Origin of the sequence: Nonlabens xiamenensis, from assembly GCF_003865345.1 — a bacterium.
Taxonomy (GTDB): Bacteria; Bacteroidota; Bacteroidia; order Flavobacteriales; family Flavobacteriaceae; genus Nonlabens; species Nonlabens xiamenensis.
In genome coordinates this window covers 165215-185537 of record NZ_RMVE01000004.1, presented here as the reverse complement: position 1 = coordinate 185537, position 20323 = coordinate 165215, and the positions used below count along the sequence as shown (strand labels likewise).

General features: G+C 34.1%; 5 protein-coding genes. All 5 read right to left on the bottom strand.

What is annotated here, in order from left to right; translation table 11 throughout:
• Window positions 1-24: 24 nt before the first annotated feature.
• From EGM47_RS11665 to EGM47_RS11645, 5 genes are read right to left on the bottom strand one after another with little or no spacing between them, the layout of a single operon-like run.
• Window positions 25-6681, bottom strand: coding sequence for a hypothetical protein (locus EGM47_RS11665; protein WP_124981002.1), 6657 nt, complete (start codon window positions 6679-6681; stop codon window positions 25-27).
• A gap of 11 nt (window positions 6682-6692) precedes the next feature.
• Window positions 6693-12920 carry a hypothetical protein gene (locus EGM47_RS11660; protein WP_124981001.1) on the bottom strand — a complete coding sequence of 2076 codons (6228 nt, stop codon included), beginning with the start codon at window positions 12918-12920 and terminating at the stop codon, window positions 6693-6695.
• A gap of 3 nt (window positions 12921-12923) precedes the next feature.
• Entirely contained in the window at window positions 12924-14081 is a 1158-nt protein-coding gene (locus tag EGM47_RS11655; RefSeq protein ID WP_164510875.1) for a hypothetical protein, read from the bottom strand.
• Window positions 14082-14122: 41 nt separating this feature from the next.
• On the bottom strand, window positions 14123-17851 hold the full coding sequence (locus EGM47_RS11650; protein ID WP_124980999.1) for a peptidoglycan-binding domain-containing protein: 3729 nt from the start codon (window positions 17849-17851) through the stop codon (window positions 14123-14125).
• A gap of 2 nt (window positions 17852-17853) precedes the next feature.
• A complete protein-coding gene (locus tag EGM47_RS11645) occupies window positions 17854-19899 on the bottom strand; it encodes a hypothetical protein (protein WP_124980998.1) in 2046 nt (681 codons plus the stop codon).
• Between the last annotated feature and the right edge of the window lie 424 nt (window positions 19900-20323).

Sequence of the window (20323 nt, the reverse complement as noted above, 5' to 3'; positions counted from 1 at the left end):
GCCCTTTTCCTTTTTATCTAAATTTTAGGCTATTTCATTTAAGCCAATGTTAGCAAAGAATTCATTTAAAATTTCTCTTTGTTTTTGCGTCTCTTGAAACGAAAGACTTGATCCCATCGCAAACATTGAAAGAAAAGCATGATCGTACGATGAAGAGGTTGCATAATTACCTATGACAATTTTGCGATTACTCATTCTATCAGCAATTTGCTCTAAAGTTTTAGTAGTATATTTAGTAACGTAATTTACTTCACTAGAATTAGATCTACTAATGCTTCGATAACCCACAACATTTGACGGAAGAGTTCCAACCATTGGTGATGCGGAATTCAGCCAAGAATTAGGACCCGCAGAAAACCATCTCTCATCCGTACTGTTAAGAGCTGTATTAATACAAGCGGTACCTCCAGAAAGATCGTAAATAATGCACTCCTTAGAAGCATCATCTTGTGTATAATTCTCCCCATCAGTGGATGGTACGAAATTGGTATCAAGCGCAGCTTGCAAATCAAAATCAAAGCCATATTCAGTTAAGACAGGTTCGACTCCATAAGGAGCTTCACACAAAATAGATCGTTTTAAATCAATCTTGGCAAAATCGCTTAACAGCAGATTATTATAAGCAAAGTTGAAAAAAGTATCTTTTTTATCCCACAATCCTTCTTGCTTCATCCTTCTAATCAATCTATTCAGGCTAGTAATTGTATTATTGTCTGGTGCCTGAAAATTATTCTCGTATGCAATTCTTAAGGCATTTCTTGTTTCGACTTCTAGATGATTTATGTTTCCAATTGTAAAAGTTCCATCAATTATCATATCACCAATTCCACCTAACTCTACCCAATTGTCCAAATTTGGAATTGTCATAATATTCTCTTGAGTACTTAGCAAACCTGATGAGTTTTCTGCAATCACTTTAAAATGATGATATATCGGATTGCCATTATTATCTAAAGTGGAAATACCAGAATCATTAATTTGAGTTTGTATTAAATCTAAAAACAGTTCTTCTTCTTCATTCCCTCTTTGTTCGCCGATTTTACTCCAATTTCCTTGCTGTGTCATTTTGTAAACATGATATATCCCTTTATAGGTGGTTTTGTTCCAGGCTAAGGTTATGTTAAGTATATCTCCATAGGAATCAATAGGTTCTGAATAATATTTCATAACAGGTGATTCTGGTACCGCATTTTGAACCATTAATCCACCCAAGATTTTTGAAGGTTGAGACGCCTGATAGTCGGTTACCAGGTTTTTTTGTAAACCATTATCAATGTCAATTCGTTCGTATTTTACTTCTCGTAAGACAACTGCTCTGTAATAAAGAGGGTCTCCGTAAGGTATTTCACTTAAATCATCAAAAGTATCTGCAATAGACCAAACAGGGCTACCAGCAAAATTAGAACTGGTAATATCTACTTCTTTGACTTCTTTCATTGTTCTGATACTTTGAGCATCTAACAGTGTCTTTGATCGATAAACCTTGATTTTTGTTATGTTTTGAATCTCATCAAATGCATTGATATCGATTTGCATCTTTGCACTCAAGCCCAACTGAGGATTATCTAAAGAGGGAATCAAAGATTTAATTTCAGGTCTCTCAGGCGGGTTAGTATTAGGTAGAAGTACTGGTCCAAGCGCAGGGCTCATTTCACTTACCGCCATACTAGTTCCTAACTCCCTTACTGCGTAGAAATAAACGTTGTTTGTAGTTCCATCTAGCTTGAAATCTGTAAACTGGGTTTGGTGAGGAGAGGTATTCACTATTTTCATCATAGGAGCCATGACAAAATCAGGATGAAAAGGAGACAAAATGTTTCCATTGCTATCCCTTAGATTTTGTGGTCTGCTATTAGGTTTATATGAATCGTCATTAATGTATTCATAAATGATAGGAGCTTTTGTCAATGGGATAAAAGCAGAAAGTAAGGCTCCTTTTACAAAATCTCTAATTGTATCATGACCAGCTGGTAGCGTTCCATAGGCTGATTCTGGAATGTTGGGAATCGGTGGTTGATTTGAGCTTTCATTAATTCTATTAATTATTTCATTACACCAATCAAAGAATCCTACTTTATCAGGATAAGGAAATTTATAACCATTTGTAGCTGGAAAGGTTAAAAAATCTCCATTCGTTAATAAGGCGTCAAAATCAAGTAAATTAAGATACCTATTCGCAAAAAATGTACCATCTGATCCACCTCTGGCAATTAATTCAGTTTTTATAATATCAATGGTTTCAACACTATAAAGTGCATTTAATAATAATTGGTCGCTGGTACGGTAAAACAATAATCCGTGAGGCTTATGCTCATATTCTGTTCTGAACGTATATGTTGAACGTCCATAGGTGTCTGGTTTAGTCGCATAATTAGAACCAATAGGTAATAATGGTTGTTTAGGTTCTATTTGCCTAGGTATTTGAAGTAAGAAAGGAGGACTTATTTTAGATTTTAAAATTGGATTAAAATCATTATCTACTGATCTAAGACCTATCATTGCTGTTTTGACATTCTCTGTTAAGGGAATGGTATTAGTTTCATTCAAGAGAATAGAATCATCTTGATAATAATAAGCGCGATAACCAGGATAGAAATTCACTTCAACATTTGCTCCTTCTTCGATAGCAACATTATCACTAGAATTAAATACAAACTGCTCATCTCTACAGATCAATTGTAGTGGAATAGGATTTCCATTTTCGTCCTTAGTAATTATCTTTTGTACTTGAAGTACTTTTCTTGTCTGTGTAGGAAATCCATTACTATTAGTTCCTTGAACATGAATTCTAACAATACCACCATGCCATTCAACAGAATTATTAGTCGATGAAAATTGTGGATGATGGTTTAAATTAAATCCATTTGATGTTAATATGTATCGACCTAGAAAAACCGTGATAATACTATTTTGGTCAACTTCATATTCTTCCTCATCTATCCTATCAACGCTAGCATTAAACCAAAATCCTCTAGATTTTTCTACATGCCTTTCTATCTCGCCATCACTGTTAGTAAATTGTATGAGTTCCCTATGTATACCGTTAGTATCCCAGTTATCTCCTATTTGAACTTTAAATGAAGATGGATTGGATGCTTCCCAAGAATTCTCATTTAACATGTTTTCTATGCAAATAAAGTAGCCGTCTCCTATTATTACAGGAGAACTAGAGGTGGATCCATTAGTGGCTGCTGCACCATTATTAAAGATAGATTGACTGATTTCTTGCTTATAAACCGTAATTTGATTCACTCTATCAAATTCAGCATTCTCATTAACTATGGATAAACTCTGTACTATGAATCGCTCGCTTCCCATCATCAGAACTGATCCTATAAAATTATTTGCAGTGCCTTGAATTATTAATGGGGTTTCAACCGTGTTTTGACTTGCAATTACATAGTCGTCAACAGTAAATCTACAAAGGGAATCATTGCCATTAACCGAATTTATAGCAGAGATTTTACCTGTTATTCTATTTGGCTCTTTTGGCCTGAAAAAAAGTTCTACCTCATCTGCAAAAATCTCTTCATTATCTGGAAAAAGGATATCTGGATTATTTGTATTCAGCGGATTCAAATAATCTGAATTTGTATAAGGCGAATTGAGCGGTACCTGATAAGTCTTAAGCTCGTGATTACTGTTGTAATCAAATCTTACTCTCATCAAGGTTTTATCTGTTTTTCCTCCATCTGACAATAACATTTGTAATCTTTGCTGCTCATCTAATGAAGTAAGCATTAGTGGTTTTTCCTCTTTTATTATGTGAGCATTTAAATTAGTAGGAGGTACTAAATTGTTTTTTTGTTGAATGGTAGTGGCTAAAATTTTGCTGACATCACTATTTGTTGCACGGGAGAAAATATTAATTCCATAGGAAGAATAAACATGTGTACCACTCTTCTTTTGTTTATGTATATATAAAGCCTGGTCACTCTCTGGAATATTTAAAGGTCTAGTTTCAAAATTAGATAGAGCGCCTTGACTATTTACATTTGAATACCTAACATCGTGAGCCAACTCTGGGTTATCCCATTCGGTAGTTGTAGACAAGCGATGTTCTAGACCTGCATAAAGAGGAAATGTTTTGTTATGCAGTTCAAGTGGAGTTGAATCATGAAAAAATTCCTGATTATATTCATATGCAGGAAGTTCATCCATGAAAATCTGGACATAACGTGACATTCCATCATGAGAATATCCATTTTCATCTGTGATATTCACATTATCTAATTCAATTCCAGGCGTAAGTCGATTTAAGTCAATTGGAATAGGTAATCTAGAATCATGAATAGAAGTAGGTAATGAAATAGCTATATGCTGTACATACTTAGCACCGTTGCCATCTTGAAGATCTCCGTTCGTCTCATATATCGCTAGATAAATATAGGTGCCATCAAAGACTTCAGTATCTAAATCTAAATACCCCAATCCTAACATTCTGGCTATATGGTAATCATATGATGCTAAATTGAGTACATCTAAATTACTTATCTCTGTAGTGTTACCCTCTTCATCATAAAAATCAACTGCCTCGATAGCTGTCGGATTGTTTACGTCATTACTTAAGGAAACATAATTAGATATAATTTCTACCAGGTCCCTATCTTGAGGGTCTGTTATATTGTTAAAACGCTTTTTATAGTTGTCTACATTTACAAATTCTTCATCATTAAATCTTTTCCACTGAGAATTTACAGCGTCTCTAAAAGGTTCTAATGCCCTGTAAGCTACATCGGTGTCTTGAGTTAAGGAAAAATCTCCTAAATGCGTCCATCCTTCTCCTTGGTTTACATGATTGAATTGGTCTTCGTAAAATTCGAAAATGATAGAACTTACTGGCTTTAACAAGGATGTAAACTTGACCAGCTTTCCGTTTTCAGCCTTCAAGTTCATTTGAGAAAAATCAGATGAGAAATCCTTCCTTAAAGAACAGACTATCTGAGCATTGGTTCCATTATGTGGGGCCGAATGAACCTCTGCTCTATAGTAAGAACCATTAGGATAAGAATCTGAATTTAATTTCGCACTAAAAAACAATTGGCTACAGTGTACCTCGATCAATCCCGTACCATAGGCTTCTAGGAATCCTAAAGTATCAGTCATTGGGTCGATACTTTGCCTGACAGCAGTATAAACGTCTAAATCCTTAAAGTATATCTTAAATTCTTTCTCCCCAAATCTGTATATCCAAAATTTCAAGAGGTCGTTAACTGCACTTGGAGCAACGTCTGCAAAATTTAATTCAAAGGTTGAAGGGGTATACCTAGCTCTATATAATTTGACAAAATCATTTGGTTGATTAAAATTTGAAGTTCCCGTTGCCATATTGCCCTTAGGTAAATGAAGTTCACCCAGAGATCCTGTTAAAACCCATCTAGTGTGTATACCTAAAGAACTATCTGCTCCTATTGAACCTGCAGCTTGAATTCCAAAACTCGGAGACTGAATAGACATGTTTTCACTCAATTCAAAATTCTCTCTGTTAGGAGAGCAAACGGGCGATTGAGTAGAATTGATAGAGGAAGTAGAAATATCGACTGTTTCTAGTATCATTTCGCTTTCGCGAAAGCCCAAATTGAGAGTTTCAATAGATAATTCAGTGCGGTCTGAATCAATAATAGGAACCGTTGTAGATTTACAGTTTTCAAAATCCTTATCGCTTCTACATACTAAACTATTGCCCAGTTCATCAATGGGGGTGGTGTAAATGGAATTATCTCTTCCATCCGGACAAAAGGACCTCAGATTATTATCAACATTTGACGCAAGAATTCTTTTGCTCCAGATAGGTATTAACTCATCGTCAAAAGCGCGAACAGATCCGTTTTCTCCCAGGAAGTGCAAAAGATAGAAACCTGAACTATATGTTTCTAAAGTTGAATCGTTATTATCTAGTGATGAATAAAACTTAAATATCCCGTTCTCCTCCCCTGGCTGTACGGATGATAGATAGAATTTAGAGCTAGTTGCATCGAGGGAACTGACAATTAGGTTACCCTCATTTGTTCTCGTTACGCTTTTACATATTGAATTAAGAAAGATCTGGGTATTATTTATTTCCTTGAGATCTCTGGTCAATTCGATGATTAGAGGATTTATATTTGACTCTCCATAAGTACATGAAGATGCCACTAAAATCTCATCTTTTTCAACCTTTAAGGCACCAGCTGATAGTTTTGAATCACTATGAAAAATAGAGATAGAATTCTTAATTGAGCCTAAAGAATCAATCTCAGATACGGTTATTTCATTTGAAAACTCATTGTTTTCATCGTCAGAAATCATTAGATAAGGTCGCTTATCGTAAACTGAGCTATCTATACGACAGATTTGACTTTCTTGTAATCCGAGAATTTGATTTTGCCAAAGTAAGTCACCCGTAGAGTTTATGCTTAACAGAAAATGATTGTTGCTATCTGATGCGTGAATGATATACTGAACAACATTATCAAATTCAGCAACAACGACATTCTGAAAATTCAATTTGACAGTAGAATCAGGGATTGTATAAATTTTTTCCCAGATTACTTCACCATTAGGTTTTAAGGCATTAACAATTCCTGACTTATTATCATAAAGCCCTACGGCCAGAACAAATGCATTTGTTCCCTCGATAAACTCTTTTGCTAGGTTAAATTTAACCGTTTTTGAATAGGTATATTTATTTATAAAAGACATTATCGAAAGGCTTAGTTAATTATTAAATCTTCTATGGTTACTGTATCATTTTCTTCATAATCTGAACCATTCCATTTGATATATGATAGTTTTAAATTTAATTTTGGTCTATCAATATTCATTGAATTATGGCAAATTATAAATTGTGACCTGTCTTTAGAATGTAAGATTGAAAAGCCAGAATCAGGAGTCATGTCCTCTTTTAAAATTTGAACGCTAGGCATAAGAGATGATGCAGTTAGTCCAGAATAAATTATATCTGATGGAATTAATGGACTATTTAAAGGTTCTGGATTTCTGAACAAGATTGCTATCACCTTATCATCATTAGAGTTCCTTATCACATTAAATTCACTACAAACAGGTGGGTCTAATGTACCTAACTCAAGTATCGTATCAACAATTCTATCGAAACGATTTACAACGTCTTTTTCCAGTTCCTCTGCAGATGAATTTGGCGTATCTAGGATCAAGTTTTTAATAATTTGAATTTTGTTGACAGATAGATCCATCGACATATCTAAAACTAAATCCTTTTCCATCAAAGTTTCGGTATCCTCTTCAACTGCAGATAGTTTGTAACTATTTACTTGATCAGAGAAACTAGCATACCTTGACGTTTGAAATACAAACTCATGTATTTTCTTACGCTCATATGCCGTGGAAGTTCCTGCATAGTTGTTATAAACTAAAACCGTGTATAACTTTTGAGGTTTTAGGTTCGACAAGATAGCTTTAAAATTTTGATGAACGGGACTAATGGGATTACCCATATCTAGCTGACATGATATCGTAGAATTATCCTGATTTATTCTATCAATTATATTGTTCAAAAACATAATAGTTGAAGGAATTCTAGGATCCCTGTCATCCACCCATTCATCTAGCGTATTCGGAACTGTTTCAGAACTAAAATTTACAGGAAGCGGATAAGGTATAATTTCATCACTCACTGGGTCTTTAATCGCAAGGGAAATGGAACCATTCAATGCATCAAATCCCTGACTGCCTGAAATTTTATATCCGTTCCAGTTATTTAACATGTGTTGAACAAAAGGCTTGATAAAAAATAATTCTATCTGTGCTTGTTCATTTCCATAAAATAACGGTTTTGCCTGAAGCAAGTTACCATTAGCCTGTGGATAAGACTTTTGATAATCGATATATGATTTTAAAGTGGTCAAAGCATATGAATCTTCATTTCTATCGGTTCCTATGTAATCCACATCTGGATGGTCTTGATAAAAACCTAATGGGCCTACAGTTTTAAAACCATAGTAGTAATCCCATGATTTGGCTAGAGCACTATCATTATCTACTTCATCTTTAAGCCTAAATCTGATGTAGTACTTAGTATCTGGTCTCCAAACTGGCATTGCCACACTTTGAAGAGTTTCGATCATTTGTGTACGTTCCTCGTTTATAGCGGCAATTTCAGGAACCGTTGAGTTATATTCAAAATCGGCAATAGAAAGCCATCCAACCTCTTGAACAGTAGTGTAGCATTTTTTTATTTCAACCTGTCGATCTTTACAATCACAATTAGCCAATACATATATATCTTGTAATAGTCTGTAAGTTACATTTCTAAACATGTAGTAGGTACTAATATTAACCTCTTCAGAATTACTCCAAGAAGTCACAATATTCTGGAAAATAATGTAAGTATCATAAGTAGGCGACAATTGATCTTTCAGATTTAATTCAGGATTTTCATCTATAAATGAAACTAAAATCGAATGAAATTCCTCAAACACCGTTTGAATTTCTCCCAAAAGATATTCAGGTTTTGCAACAGGAAAAATGAAGTCTATCTGAAAAATTGATATAAGTTCCTTATAAAGAGAGCATAACTCCGTATTTTCCTCACATGGCAGTGTAATTATATCGCTGTCGCAAGCTATATCCTTTAAATCATTCAAATTGGAAAGTAAATTTAGATATTGTGAATCTGATGTAATATCACTTAATGGTCCATTTTGCCCGTTGTAATAATTTGAAATATAATTATTTAGCTGGTTTTGTGCGTTTTGTAAGGCCGCTTGATCTGCCCTATTAGGCATAATTATGACTTTAGATATTAAGTCATTTTGAGCTTCATACTCATAAGCTACATTAAGCTGATTCCTATTGAGATAAACAGAATCAAATTGAGTATGAACTACCTCATCATTTGTAAACCCATCGGATTTGAAAAACTGTAAGGTCACACCTGTAGAATAGGTCTGAATAGAAAGTTTAACTTTTTTTGCAGCTTGTGGAATTTTGACAACTAGTTCTGAATAATTATCGAACTTCAATGAATGAACTTTGTTAAATGGATTTGGTTCATCAGTGATTTGCAAGTAATCAGCATTCTCTAAAATATTTTGGCTGCCGTCTGGAGAAGTTCCTACCACTAAAAAGTTATTAAAATTTAATGCATAATAAGCTTGATCAATGTAGTGTGCTTCAAATTGAGAAGGGTTGAAATAAATTCGACCTAAAGTTTCATCTACAAAGTCTGAATACGTGTAATCTCGTAGCTCTCCTTCACAAAAAAGATCTGAAGGTGTTATTCCATAGTGCTCGGGAATAAATGAGCCAGGACTTCCGTTTTCAGTATATTGAAAAGGGTTTGTAGACGGTATCCTAATAGTATTGTATTTTTTATCCGACTTTTGCCAATATCCTACTGGTGAATTAGCAAATTGCGCCCGATCTGTTTCTTTAACCACAGCTTCAAAAGGATGGTAATGCTGCCAGTTACCGCTACGGTCTAGGGCCTTGATTTCAATCTCTTCTATAGAATATTTATGCTTAACCTGACGTAGTTCTCTACCACCTCGCACGACCTTATTTGGTGGTATTAAGTCTACAAAATTATCAGCCCCATGAGTGTTACCACCAATCTTTGCCTCTGATGTTGAACTTAAATTCACTGCCGTAGGGTCAAGACTTTTTGCCGACTTTAGATCGATGTAGGTATCTATAGGAATAACATTTGCAATCGAATTTTCAAACGCGTTAATATTTACCGCGGTACCCGATTCAACAATGTGTAGTTTGGTCAAGTTAAAGGTTTCACTAGTTAACATGTGAACTCCCTTTACAAGGTCATTAGATTTGTCTAACTTATAAGGTAAGCTATCTTCAAAGGTCAATGGAGCAATGGGTGTCCGGTCTACCTGGTTATTTTTTTCCCATTTTAATTTGACTGTGAATCTTTTACAAATTCTAGCAAAAGCAATTCTTATACAGGCTCTCAATCTTAATTCTGCATAAAGCAAAAATGGTTTAGTAGCCTCTACTGACAATATAGCGTCTACAGAGATTTCAATACTAACTACCCATATATCAACTCGTGCTTTTCCTCCTAAAGCGATGTAACCACCTATTTGAGGCCGCTCAAAACTTATCATTCCACCTACCTCTAGATAAGCTGTTAATTCAACTCGTGCTGGCCCAAATCGCTTCCTCAATTCAAAATCTACCCTTGCTCCTGCTTCTAGGCCACTGGCTGAGATCATAATGAATGATCTTGCCGTCACAAGATCAAGAACTCTCGCTGTTACAGGGTTATCTCGAGTACCAATATTGATGTACCAGGCTGATGGATTGTTTTTGAAGAAGGCCGCCTGAGCCTCTGCATAAAGGCTAATTAACTTTCCTTTAAATGTACCTGACTTCTCCAGTGAGAAATCGGCACCAGCCCAGAATTCTACCGATGCATCACCTATGGCCACACCCGCAAAAAACGGTGGTTCAGTACGATCCATCATTTTAATGCGGTCTCCTAATAAATTCGCACGCCCGTCTAATATTAACACAGACGGTAACGACAGAATTAACATTAGTCTTGAGCTAAATAAATAGCCATCATCTCCATCAGTTCCTAATACCGTCCCTGCTCCAATTGAAAAAGGAAAATTATATTCATCAGTTTTAGGCGGTTCACTGAATTTATCTATATTAACACCTCGACGAGGATAGGTATAATAATCATACCAGGTATCTTCTCCAGAAACTAATCCTATAGCCTCTTTCTCAGCTACATAATTATATCCAAGTAATCCACCAAAACCGTAAAAACCTAGCCCTGTACCTAATAAGGGGATAGGTTTAGGGAGTTCTAAACCAGCTTCAATTACAAAGGCAGGCTCACGAGGCATGAAACGCATGTCGGCACCTGCACTTAAACCAGTTGGATTATTTTGTTCAAAAGTCACTTTACCTATAAACTCTTGAGACACTCCAGGCTCTGGTATACTTAACATACCAGTAATAACTGCTTTTGCACTTTCGGCTTCAGCATCATTAGGTATAACCATTTCTACCTCGATGGTCTGTATACGTAAAAAACCGTGAGCTTGCTTTATCACTGGATTACCTTGGGCATCTAGAATAGGATCACCGTTGGCATCCAGAGCAGGTTCATCATTATCTGTAGTATAATAATATTTGACACCTTCTCCACGAGCATCTATTCCTACTGGATTGAGGGAAATCGCACCGTCAAACCCTATATAGTTATAGGTGCGCTCTATACCGTCATGCTGTTGTTGATGACTTCCTAGGTGTATTCCTGTTACGTCAATATCTATGGGGCCTAGAGGTAAGCTTAAATTTGTAGGAATAAAAGAATTACCGCCTACAATTTCCATTGAACCGTTATCATAGACTCGTAATCTAGGTAATTTAATTACCTGTCCTTTAGTAAGCTTATGGATTACACTATCTTGTGGAAAAGAAATGTCTACTTGTGTTCCTATATAGAAATCGTCGTTTTGTGTACCTAATTCAACTGACTTAAAATTAAAAATTACTAAGTCTGCTAATCTAGCTTCAATGCCATCAGGTTCTGAAGCAGTAAGCTGAAAGTCTCCATTTTCTTGTAGATGTGCCGAAATTAACAGCTCTGCTGGATTATCATTGGCATCTTTTAACTTTGGGATTTTTAAACTACCTGTTATATTAGAAGAGACTACAACATTTTGACTAAACACCATGTCAAAACTGCTAAATCCTAATTCCCAATTCCCAATTTTTGTTGATAATACACTATTAGCTATGTTAGCTCCTGGAGTAACCGCTTCTAGACCTATAGTGCCAGAAACACCACCAGTACCAATTAACAAATTTCTTCCTACAAGTTGTAAAGTAGTGTTGTCTGTAGAATTGAACCATTTTTTTGGTAGTGTAAGTGAAGCCTGACTGGCAAAAACACCTCTAAAATTATCCGGACGACCATCGAGTACAGCCTCAGGAATATTTCTACCTTTAGACAAATCAACTTTTAATCCTAAAAACTCCGCTATGATTCCAGTTTTACCGATAACCGATCTTGATAAACTAAATGCTGTTGTTTGTTCAAATTCAAACCCTCTTCTTGTGGAATATCTAAATGTCCCGACATCAAAAGTCAAAAAACTAAAATATTGATCTGGTAAAGGTTCATCTATGCCTATTCCCGGTTCATTAATTGCAGAAGTGTTAACAGGTCGTAACCATTTATGAGGAAATTGAAGACCAATTGCAATATTTCTTATGATTAAATTAAAATGCAACTGAATAGCTTCCATTAAAGAATCCACGATGTTATCTATGAAGTCTTCAAATATCAACTGGACATCTTCTAATGTGACGTTTGAACTACTTAAAAACAGCTCATATATAACTTCAATGGGATCATAAGAAAGGTTTGCAATACTTTTTGTAAACTCACTATACTGATCAAATTCATTTAGGTGAGGTTCATTGATAATTTGAACATTTTCATTAAATGTCGAATTAAATGCGTTTATAAGATCGTTTAGATCATTTAAATTATTACTAGCTAACTTATTTACAGCAGTGTAGAGTAATTCATCTGGTGTAACGCCTGCAAGTTTGAAAATAATTTCAAAAACTGACTTAATTGAATTATCAAAGCTAGTTATATTAAATTCCGATATATATCTAAGGATTAACCAAGAATAATCAAACTCAATTGGCACAGACATTCCAGAAATTCCTGAAGGATCTGGATTTAATACTAATTTCAAATCTGTTACAAATGGAATATCCAACTGTACACCTGTGTAGCTCTTTATAGTAAAACTATAAAATCCTGCATCTGAATAGGTAGAGTGCCCAATAATAACATCATGTACAAATAATCCATCAAACACATTGGTAAGAGCATCTCTTAATGCACTTAATTCATTAGGAATTTTTTCTAATGGCAATATTTGATCTAAAGTAGGTGCTATAGTATTCATATGCTATTCGTCATAATAGGTTAGATCTCTAGTGGCAATTATGGAGACTTCTCCTTTGTCGTTTTTATCACCATCTAAGTAAATTCTCTTCTCGGTCCAATTGTTAAGGTGATCAAATTTGAAATACTCAATGTATTGAGTGTTTAAGGTGTCGCCACTGCTATGCACCCGATCTACCCTTGTTATGTTTTCATATTTATCAAAGAGTATTATTGCTTTATATGAGCTATTCACTACCCTACGATCATCACTTGCAGTGAAACTATACTCTATTTTTTTCTTAAGCGTATTACTACCATCTCCGTATATGTAAGAATGCTCTGCAATAGAGCGATTACCCTGATAAAACATCCATTTTATAATACGTCCTTGATCATCGTATTCAAAATCCTCTGTACAGGGAACTTTTATAGTAACTAACTTTCCATGGAATTTCTCTGCTCCAAAGCTCCTCTCAGGATTATTTTTATCAAAAATGGTTATTTTACTGACTATACGATTATCTTTATATTTATAATGGTTTTCTTCTCGAATAATGGTATCAGTATAACCTATAGATTGGTAAAGCACTTCGAAAGCCTGTTGTTTTATTAAATACCCTTTTTTATCGTAATCAAAAGTATAAACATGCCAAAAGTCATATTCTTGTTTCTTTTTTCGAAGCGTATGGGAATCAACATGTTTATAATTAAAGTGTATTTGATTAGGGTATTTTATATGCATGGAATAGTCTGGGGTTAAATTATCCTCAGAGTGTAAAGTACTAGATGGCTGATAATCGAAGTATTTAATACCATCAAAAAATGGATATTCAGAACGGGTATCATTCTTATACAATAATTGATGTCCAAATTGGTCAAACTCATAATCTCCACGATAACTGATTATTGTATTAAAAGGAAATACCTTATAAAGGTCCGTATTTATGGATCTATTCATTTTGTCAACAAAGCTTACGTCCAAGATTTTTACAGGTCCAAATAAATTTGTTCTGTCATTTTTAAAATTTTTAATTAAGTATCTAACCGCTTCTAATTTTTGCTTAGATTGATTCTCAGTTACCGTTTCTTTTTTACCGTTACATGAGCTCATCATAATAATTAACAAACCATAGCAAATTGTATATTTTAAATTTCTCAACATAACAGGTATTAATTTCATTAAAACATCACGCTTTCGCGAAAGCGTAATTATTATTTTCTTTATTCGGTTACACTAATCTCTTGTCTTAAGCTACCTGGTTTGAGCGCTTTTTTCTTGTCAGTAGTTGTATCCATAGCACTGTGATAAAGTTCAACGATCTTATCAATGAGAGGCTTTAAATCATCCTCACCAGGTAAAGCCAGATTGGATCCTTTCTCAATAAAATCACCCGAGAAACAAGCGCTAAGAGAACCACTTAAATTTATTCTACCTTTCCCTTTGACTATTGCAGCCTTAGCACTACCACCCAACGTTGCACCTAACACCGCCTCAACGGAAACATTAAGGTCTATAAAATCACATAAATAGGCAAATATTTTAAAAAGATCTTCTGTTCCCATCTCTTCATCGAAATCTTTCATAATTCCCGTAGCATTTGGTACTTTTAATGTAGAGGTATCGATGGATTTATCTATGCTTTCAGTATCATACTCATTGTACTGTTTTTTTAAATAGAGTAATAGCTTCTCATAAAGGGAAACAAATAAGCGAATAGAGGTAGTAAAATCGATTTGTGAAAGATCTAAAGGTGAAAAATGATCACCATGAGCTGGATTATACATGTCCAGGATATAATCTAGTAATTGATCATTACGTTGTGTAAAAAAGTCAACACTATCTAGCTTATCACTGCCTTGACTTGCGCTGTAAGACTTTCTAAAATTAATTTTAAATGCTGAAATTTTCTCTTTAAATCTTTGACTATCATGTAGATTTTCATTAAAATATCCTATATAATAAATCCCATAAAATTCTAGAAATTTAATCTCAAGATACTTTTTAATACTATCTAGTGGCAATGTGAATCCTATATCCACAACAAATCCCATATCGAGCAACACTTTGAAATCTTCCAAGATAGGACTACTAGAATCTTTTTTAAATATGCTAAAAAAGTCCTTAGTAGCAGTATTTCCAAAAAAGTCTAATAATTTACTAACTTGAATTGCTTTGGCTGTAGAGCTAAACAATTTTGATCCTCTACCGTTGTTACCTATACCCGCTTTTATTCTTTTTTCGAACGCATAAAAAACACCTAATAGGTTAGATAAGTTTGAATAATCGTAATTTCCGAATCCTTGACTATTAAAGCTTTGAACTAATTGTCTGGCCTTGTAAGCATTAATTAATAAATAGGTTTCAGATCCAGGCATACCTAAACTATCTATATCACCAGAAAAACTCCCGGCTCGAATCAACATTTGCCAATAGGAATTGTTAAACTTCAAATATCCATTATTTTCAGAGATGTTTGATTCAGAAAAGTTACCGCTTCTGATAATTTGATCCAGATTTAACCATAAAGAGTTTGTAGGATCTTGGAGAGGTTTTTCATAATCAAATTGTAGACCTAACTTTAAGCCGTAATCTATACTAAGCATAGGTAATACATAATTTATTCCCGCACCTAAAATGCTGCCAAGTAAGTTATTTCCTTTTAATTGACCATTAGCTTGAAAGTGCCCTAAATAGTTCATTGAAACACTTACTTTATCTGGTTCTCTTTTTTCTTTATCTATTATAAAATATCTGGAATTCGTTCTATCGTATTCTGCTGTGTATTCAAATTCTAAGCCTATCTCAAGACCCCCGCTTCCTGCAAATCCAGGCACCCATTCTCCAAATTGATTAAAGGACATCTTACTCTCTTTCTCACTAGCTTTCGCTTCAGGAGAAACTTTACCGTACCATTTCAAGGTTTTCTGATCTGTATTTGGAGCTTGAGTTAAAACCCCTATTTGTCCTGAAAGATTTGCTGTGACCACAAATGTTACCGCCAAGTTTGCATGAACTAAATAGTTAACTGGATTAACATTATTTAGAGATAGTAGATTTTCAAAATTATTGTGAGATGTAGATCTTTCTTGTAAAAATGCGATTAACGAAGCGAGTATACTAGTTTCATGCTTAGCTACGGGTAATTCATATTTCTGCACATTACTAAACCTAGCACCGGCCTGGAAGCTGCCACCAGCATCGATTCCTACACCCTTGCGTTTACTGCCTTTACCCATGAATAGACCCGCTTGAAATTCAAAGCCTATATCCACTCCAACTTCAGCGTACCCTGAAATCTGAGTCTTTAAAATAAGCTCATCCTCTTTACTAAATTTCCTTATGGTTTGAGAATAAACAGCAAAATCCGTATAAACGGGAATTCCCCAAGTTACCCCTAAAAAGCCTCCACCAGAAATGCCCGTACCTCTAGGCCATACTTCCATCAACACGGAAGTCGCAAAAGTATACAGTTTTGTAATAATGTTATACGAGTCTTCATGATTTTTTCGGATTTCTTCCTTTACAGTAGGAGATAAAGGCATATAATCAGGATGAATTACAAGGTCATCTATAAACTCTTGTACATCTGTTATGAAATCGTATAATGCAAATGGTGCAGGCTTAGTTAGATATTCATGAGGCCTAAAATTAGCATCTGCCCAAGCAGCCTCTAGCACTTCTCTTTTAGGCATGACAAGAAACTTTCCTGGTTGTGGCGAAAGGGTCGTACAATCTCCACTATTTAAATCGTATTCTATTTTGAAATTTGATTGAATTTGCTCTTCTTTTAGAAACCTTCCATAATTAGTCAAGCAAGATTTGGAATCGCTAGTATTAAAAATATTTTCCTTTAAGTTATATGATTCAATGAATGATACATCTGGTAATTTTTCAGATGAATTGCACTTGAAGCCATACTCGTTAACTACTTGATAATTCTCGTTTACATCAATGTTAAGCAAGTAAATAAAACGGGTGAAGAAAATTAATCTTGCATCATCATTGCGATCTGCCGCTGGATATAAACCATAGTCATGTAGATCAACAACATTTTCAGTACCGTAATCAGGGTAAAAAGGATTAGAAATCGAATAATTATTTTGATAATAAAAATCTTGTATAATACTATTTACAGAATCAGTATCCTTGACGCAATAATTTTCTTGAATTAGGTCATTAGAAAGTTTAGTTTTAGAGATCTTATCGATTTGATCAAATACTTCTTGTGACGAGTTTAATTGCTCACCGTTAATCAAATGCTTATCAATTCTAACTTCAATTTTCACAGGAACATCTTCAATTTCTGGTCCAATTCTACCTCCAAAATCAAATAATTGTTTGGCCCCCTCAGCATCTAGAGGTATACGATTAACTTCAACGGCTGAATAATTTCTTGGATCTACAAAATTTGACTGTAACTTTTCTTTATTACTTTTAAAATCAAAATCTATTCCATCAATCGTGAAGTAATAAAAATATTCTTCAGTATTTGATGTAGCAATTCCAGATATTTCGAGCGAAAAATTCGTTAATTCTCCGATAGGCTTCTTAGATTCAGTGAAAATATTTTTGGGAATTTTTCCGTCTATATGAAGGAGTGTTTGAGAGTTAACGACACCTGTAGGAGACAAATTGTAATGATTTTGATAATTCAAAATTACTGCTTCAAAATCCGAATCAAAAAGAGTGGATTCAATATCACTAATTGAAAAATTTAAATTATCATTTTTGATTATCAAAGCAATACCGATTCTCACAAATGCTACCTCCAGTAAAACATCATTAAGCTGTAAAGGTCTGTAACCACTATTTGTAGCTATTCCAACGAGGAGAGAACTTCGTCGAAATAACTCCCAGGTCAACCGAGAATTCCCCCCATTTAAACCGGAAATACTACGTTCTTTTAAGTTAGAATTCTGAATGCTATTTAATGAAATAAATTGTGCCATTTTTAAATTATAAAATTTGCTCTCAGCGTAATTGAATTTGAGCTGGGAATTAAATCTGTTAATGTAGATAAATTGATTTCTGAATTATCTGAACTAGCTTGTGATGGGGCTGTTGCGGTCAATTCTATGTCTACTATTTTAGAAGTGACTGTATTATTTATTTTTTTAATCTTTCCTTCAAGAAATATTGGACCAGATAAATGATAGTTTGCACTAGAAGAGTAATTTTCAATTGCACTGACAAATATGGAGTATTCAGAGTGATCTAAAGTAAAACTATTAAATGCATCTAAAAAATTCAGATCGCTATTTTCATATTGAGCTATACGCTCAAAATGCAAAAAGTTTGTTCCGTTTGAAGTAAGGTCCGGATTATCTATAATCTTTTTACCAATCCTGTATTCCTTAAAATTTTCAAATCGTTTTAAACCATAAAGAAAAGCAGTACTTAAATTTAAAGGTGCGCTATTAAAATCATCAGTATTTGTAGTTAATGTAAATTTACCTGTGGCTATAGAAGGTGGTCGTGTAAATACGCCAGAGGTATTTGAAATATCTTTTTCATGTTCCTTTACAGTAAAAAATGTTCTTGAATTCTTATCAATGGCCAATCCAATTGATAAATCATAAATTCTATCTAATCTGCTATTAAGAATGGCAGGAGCATTTAGTCCAGAATAAAGCTTAACATAAAAAGTCTGATAATCAATATTAGATAAATCTCGGGAAAGCCTCATTTTAAAATTGAAAAACGATGAAAAATATCTAGGTAAAATATTATTACTACTTTTCTGTGTATTTTCAATTTTCATCAAATAGTGGGATGTAAAAAATTTTCCTGAATTTGATACATCTTCACCCCTGAGGGAAATTACTTCTGAGAACCCGACTTTTGTTGTCCCGTCGTCGTTTAAAAGCCCTAATAAAGAATACCTTTCGCCGTAAGAACTGTTTTGAGACTTCACATTATTGTTGAAGGTAGTCAACAAAGTGTGGTGAAAAGGTAATCCTACATCTATCCAGGACCTAATAAATAATTCACTCCCTTTGATAAAATCCTGATTGTCTAAGATTATTAAAGGCCAATTATTTGAATAATTTAAATCGTTAAATACAAGATTGCCATCATTTGGATCTATTGCACCTATTTGTATGGTTTTATTGTTTATAAGGAAATGATTAAATGCTAAACCATGCTCATTTCTAATGTCTAGATATAATTTATTTTTATTACTAAACTTGGATTGCCAATTATTTTTATCTAAACCATTGACTATTCCATTTCTCAAAAGTGAATTACCGAAAAAGGCAGTTATATCAATGTAACCTAATATTTTTTCCTTTTCGACACGATGAGAGTAAAGACTGTTTTTATCAACAAATTCATTACCAGATAGAGTAGGCAACTTGGGAACTTCGAGAATATTACTTTGACTTTTTGCTTGAGCAAAATCTAATTCGTGACCAATAGTGTTTAAAATGCATTGGATAGAGACCTTCTGGGATCCTCCTTTAAACAAACCAATTTGGCAACCTTCATTTACAATCACAGGTTTAAAATCATCAGTATGGTCGAAAACAACGCTTTCGACAAGAGAGGTGTCATTTGAATTACTGAACTGTATACCCAACGAATCTGATGTAGCTACTTCATTTATACCTTCCTCAACATTAATTTTATCCTGAATTTTCTTAATCAACTCTAATATGTTATCATCCTTCCATTGAGAGGTAGCCAATTTAATTTCATTATTCGTATCGACTAACGAGGATTTGTCTATCCCTTTAATGACAAAACAATTTAATGGTAATCCTGCGTAAAATGATTTTCCGAAAGGAAACAAAACACAATTCAGTATATCAGAATTAGTTTGACTCTCCACATAGAAAACAATCGACTTACAAATAGAATAAACAGGAGCATTTACTGAAACGTCAAAATGATTATCCAGTTTAAACCTATCGTGAGTTGCAGTGCTAGGCATAATTCCAAAAGCATCACTGCTTATTTGATTTTGAATTTGATAATAATTTGTAAAAAAATGCATTTGCTTATTGGATATTAAATAAAAAACCCTAACACGTCAACTCTTCTGCAAATTACAGTTAAGTGTTTACGTGTTAGGGGGGACATAAAACTATAACTTACTTTTAAATAAAACTAAATTTTATAAGAATTATTTCATCAGGATGGTAAAATAATATGATAATCCGATCAAAAACAGTTGTAAATAAGGGATATTTTAGAAAATAATTTAAACGAAATAAATTTAAACGATCCGTGAATCTGTCGAAAAAATTGAAACCGGCCTGATAGGATTTTCTATACTACCTATCGCAAATCAACCTAACGATATAGAAGTTTATGATGATAGTTCAAACGATGGTACAGAAGTTTTTGATCTTCGCTTTCGCGAAAGCGAGATTTTAAACGGTCCATCTGCTACTGATCATATAATTAGTTATCATGTA

Coding starts and splice junctions, on each gene's coding strand:
- EGM47_RS11665 (WP_124981002.1), bottom strand. CDS start 6,681: ATGTCTTTTATAAATAAATATACCTATTCAAAAACGGTTAAATTTAAC.
- EGM47_RS11660 (WP_124981001.1), bottom strand. CDS start 12,920: ATGAATACTATAGCACCTACTTTAGATCAAATATTGCCATTAGAAAAA.
- EGM47_RS11655 (WP_164510875.1), bottom strand. CDS start 14,081: ATGAAATTAATACCTGTTATGTTGAGAAATTTAAAATATACAATTTGC.
- EGM47_RS11650 (WP_124980999.1), bottom strand. CDS start 17,851: ATGGCACAATTTATTTCATTAAATAGCATTCAGAATTCTAACTTAAAA.
- EGM47_RS11645 (WP_124980998.1), bottom strand. CDS start 19,899: ATGCATTTTTTTACAAATTATTATCAAATTCAAAATCAAATAAGCAGT.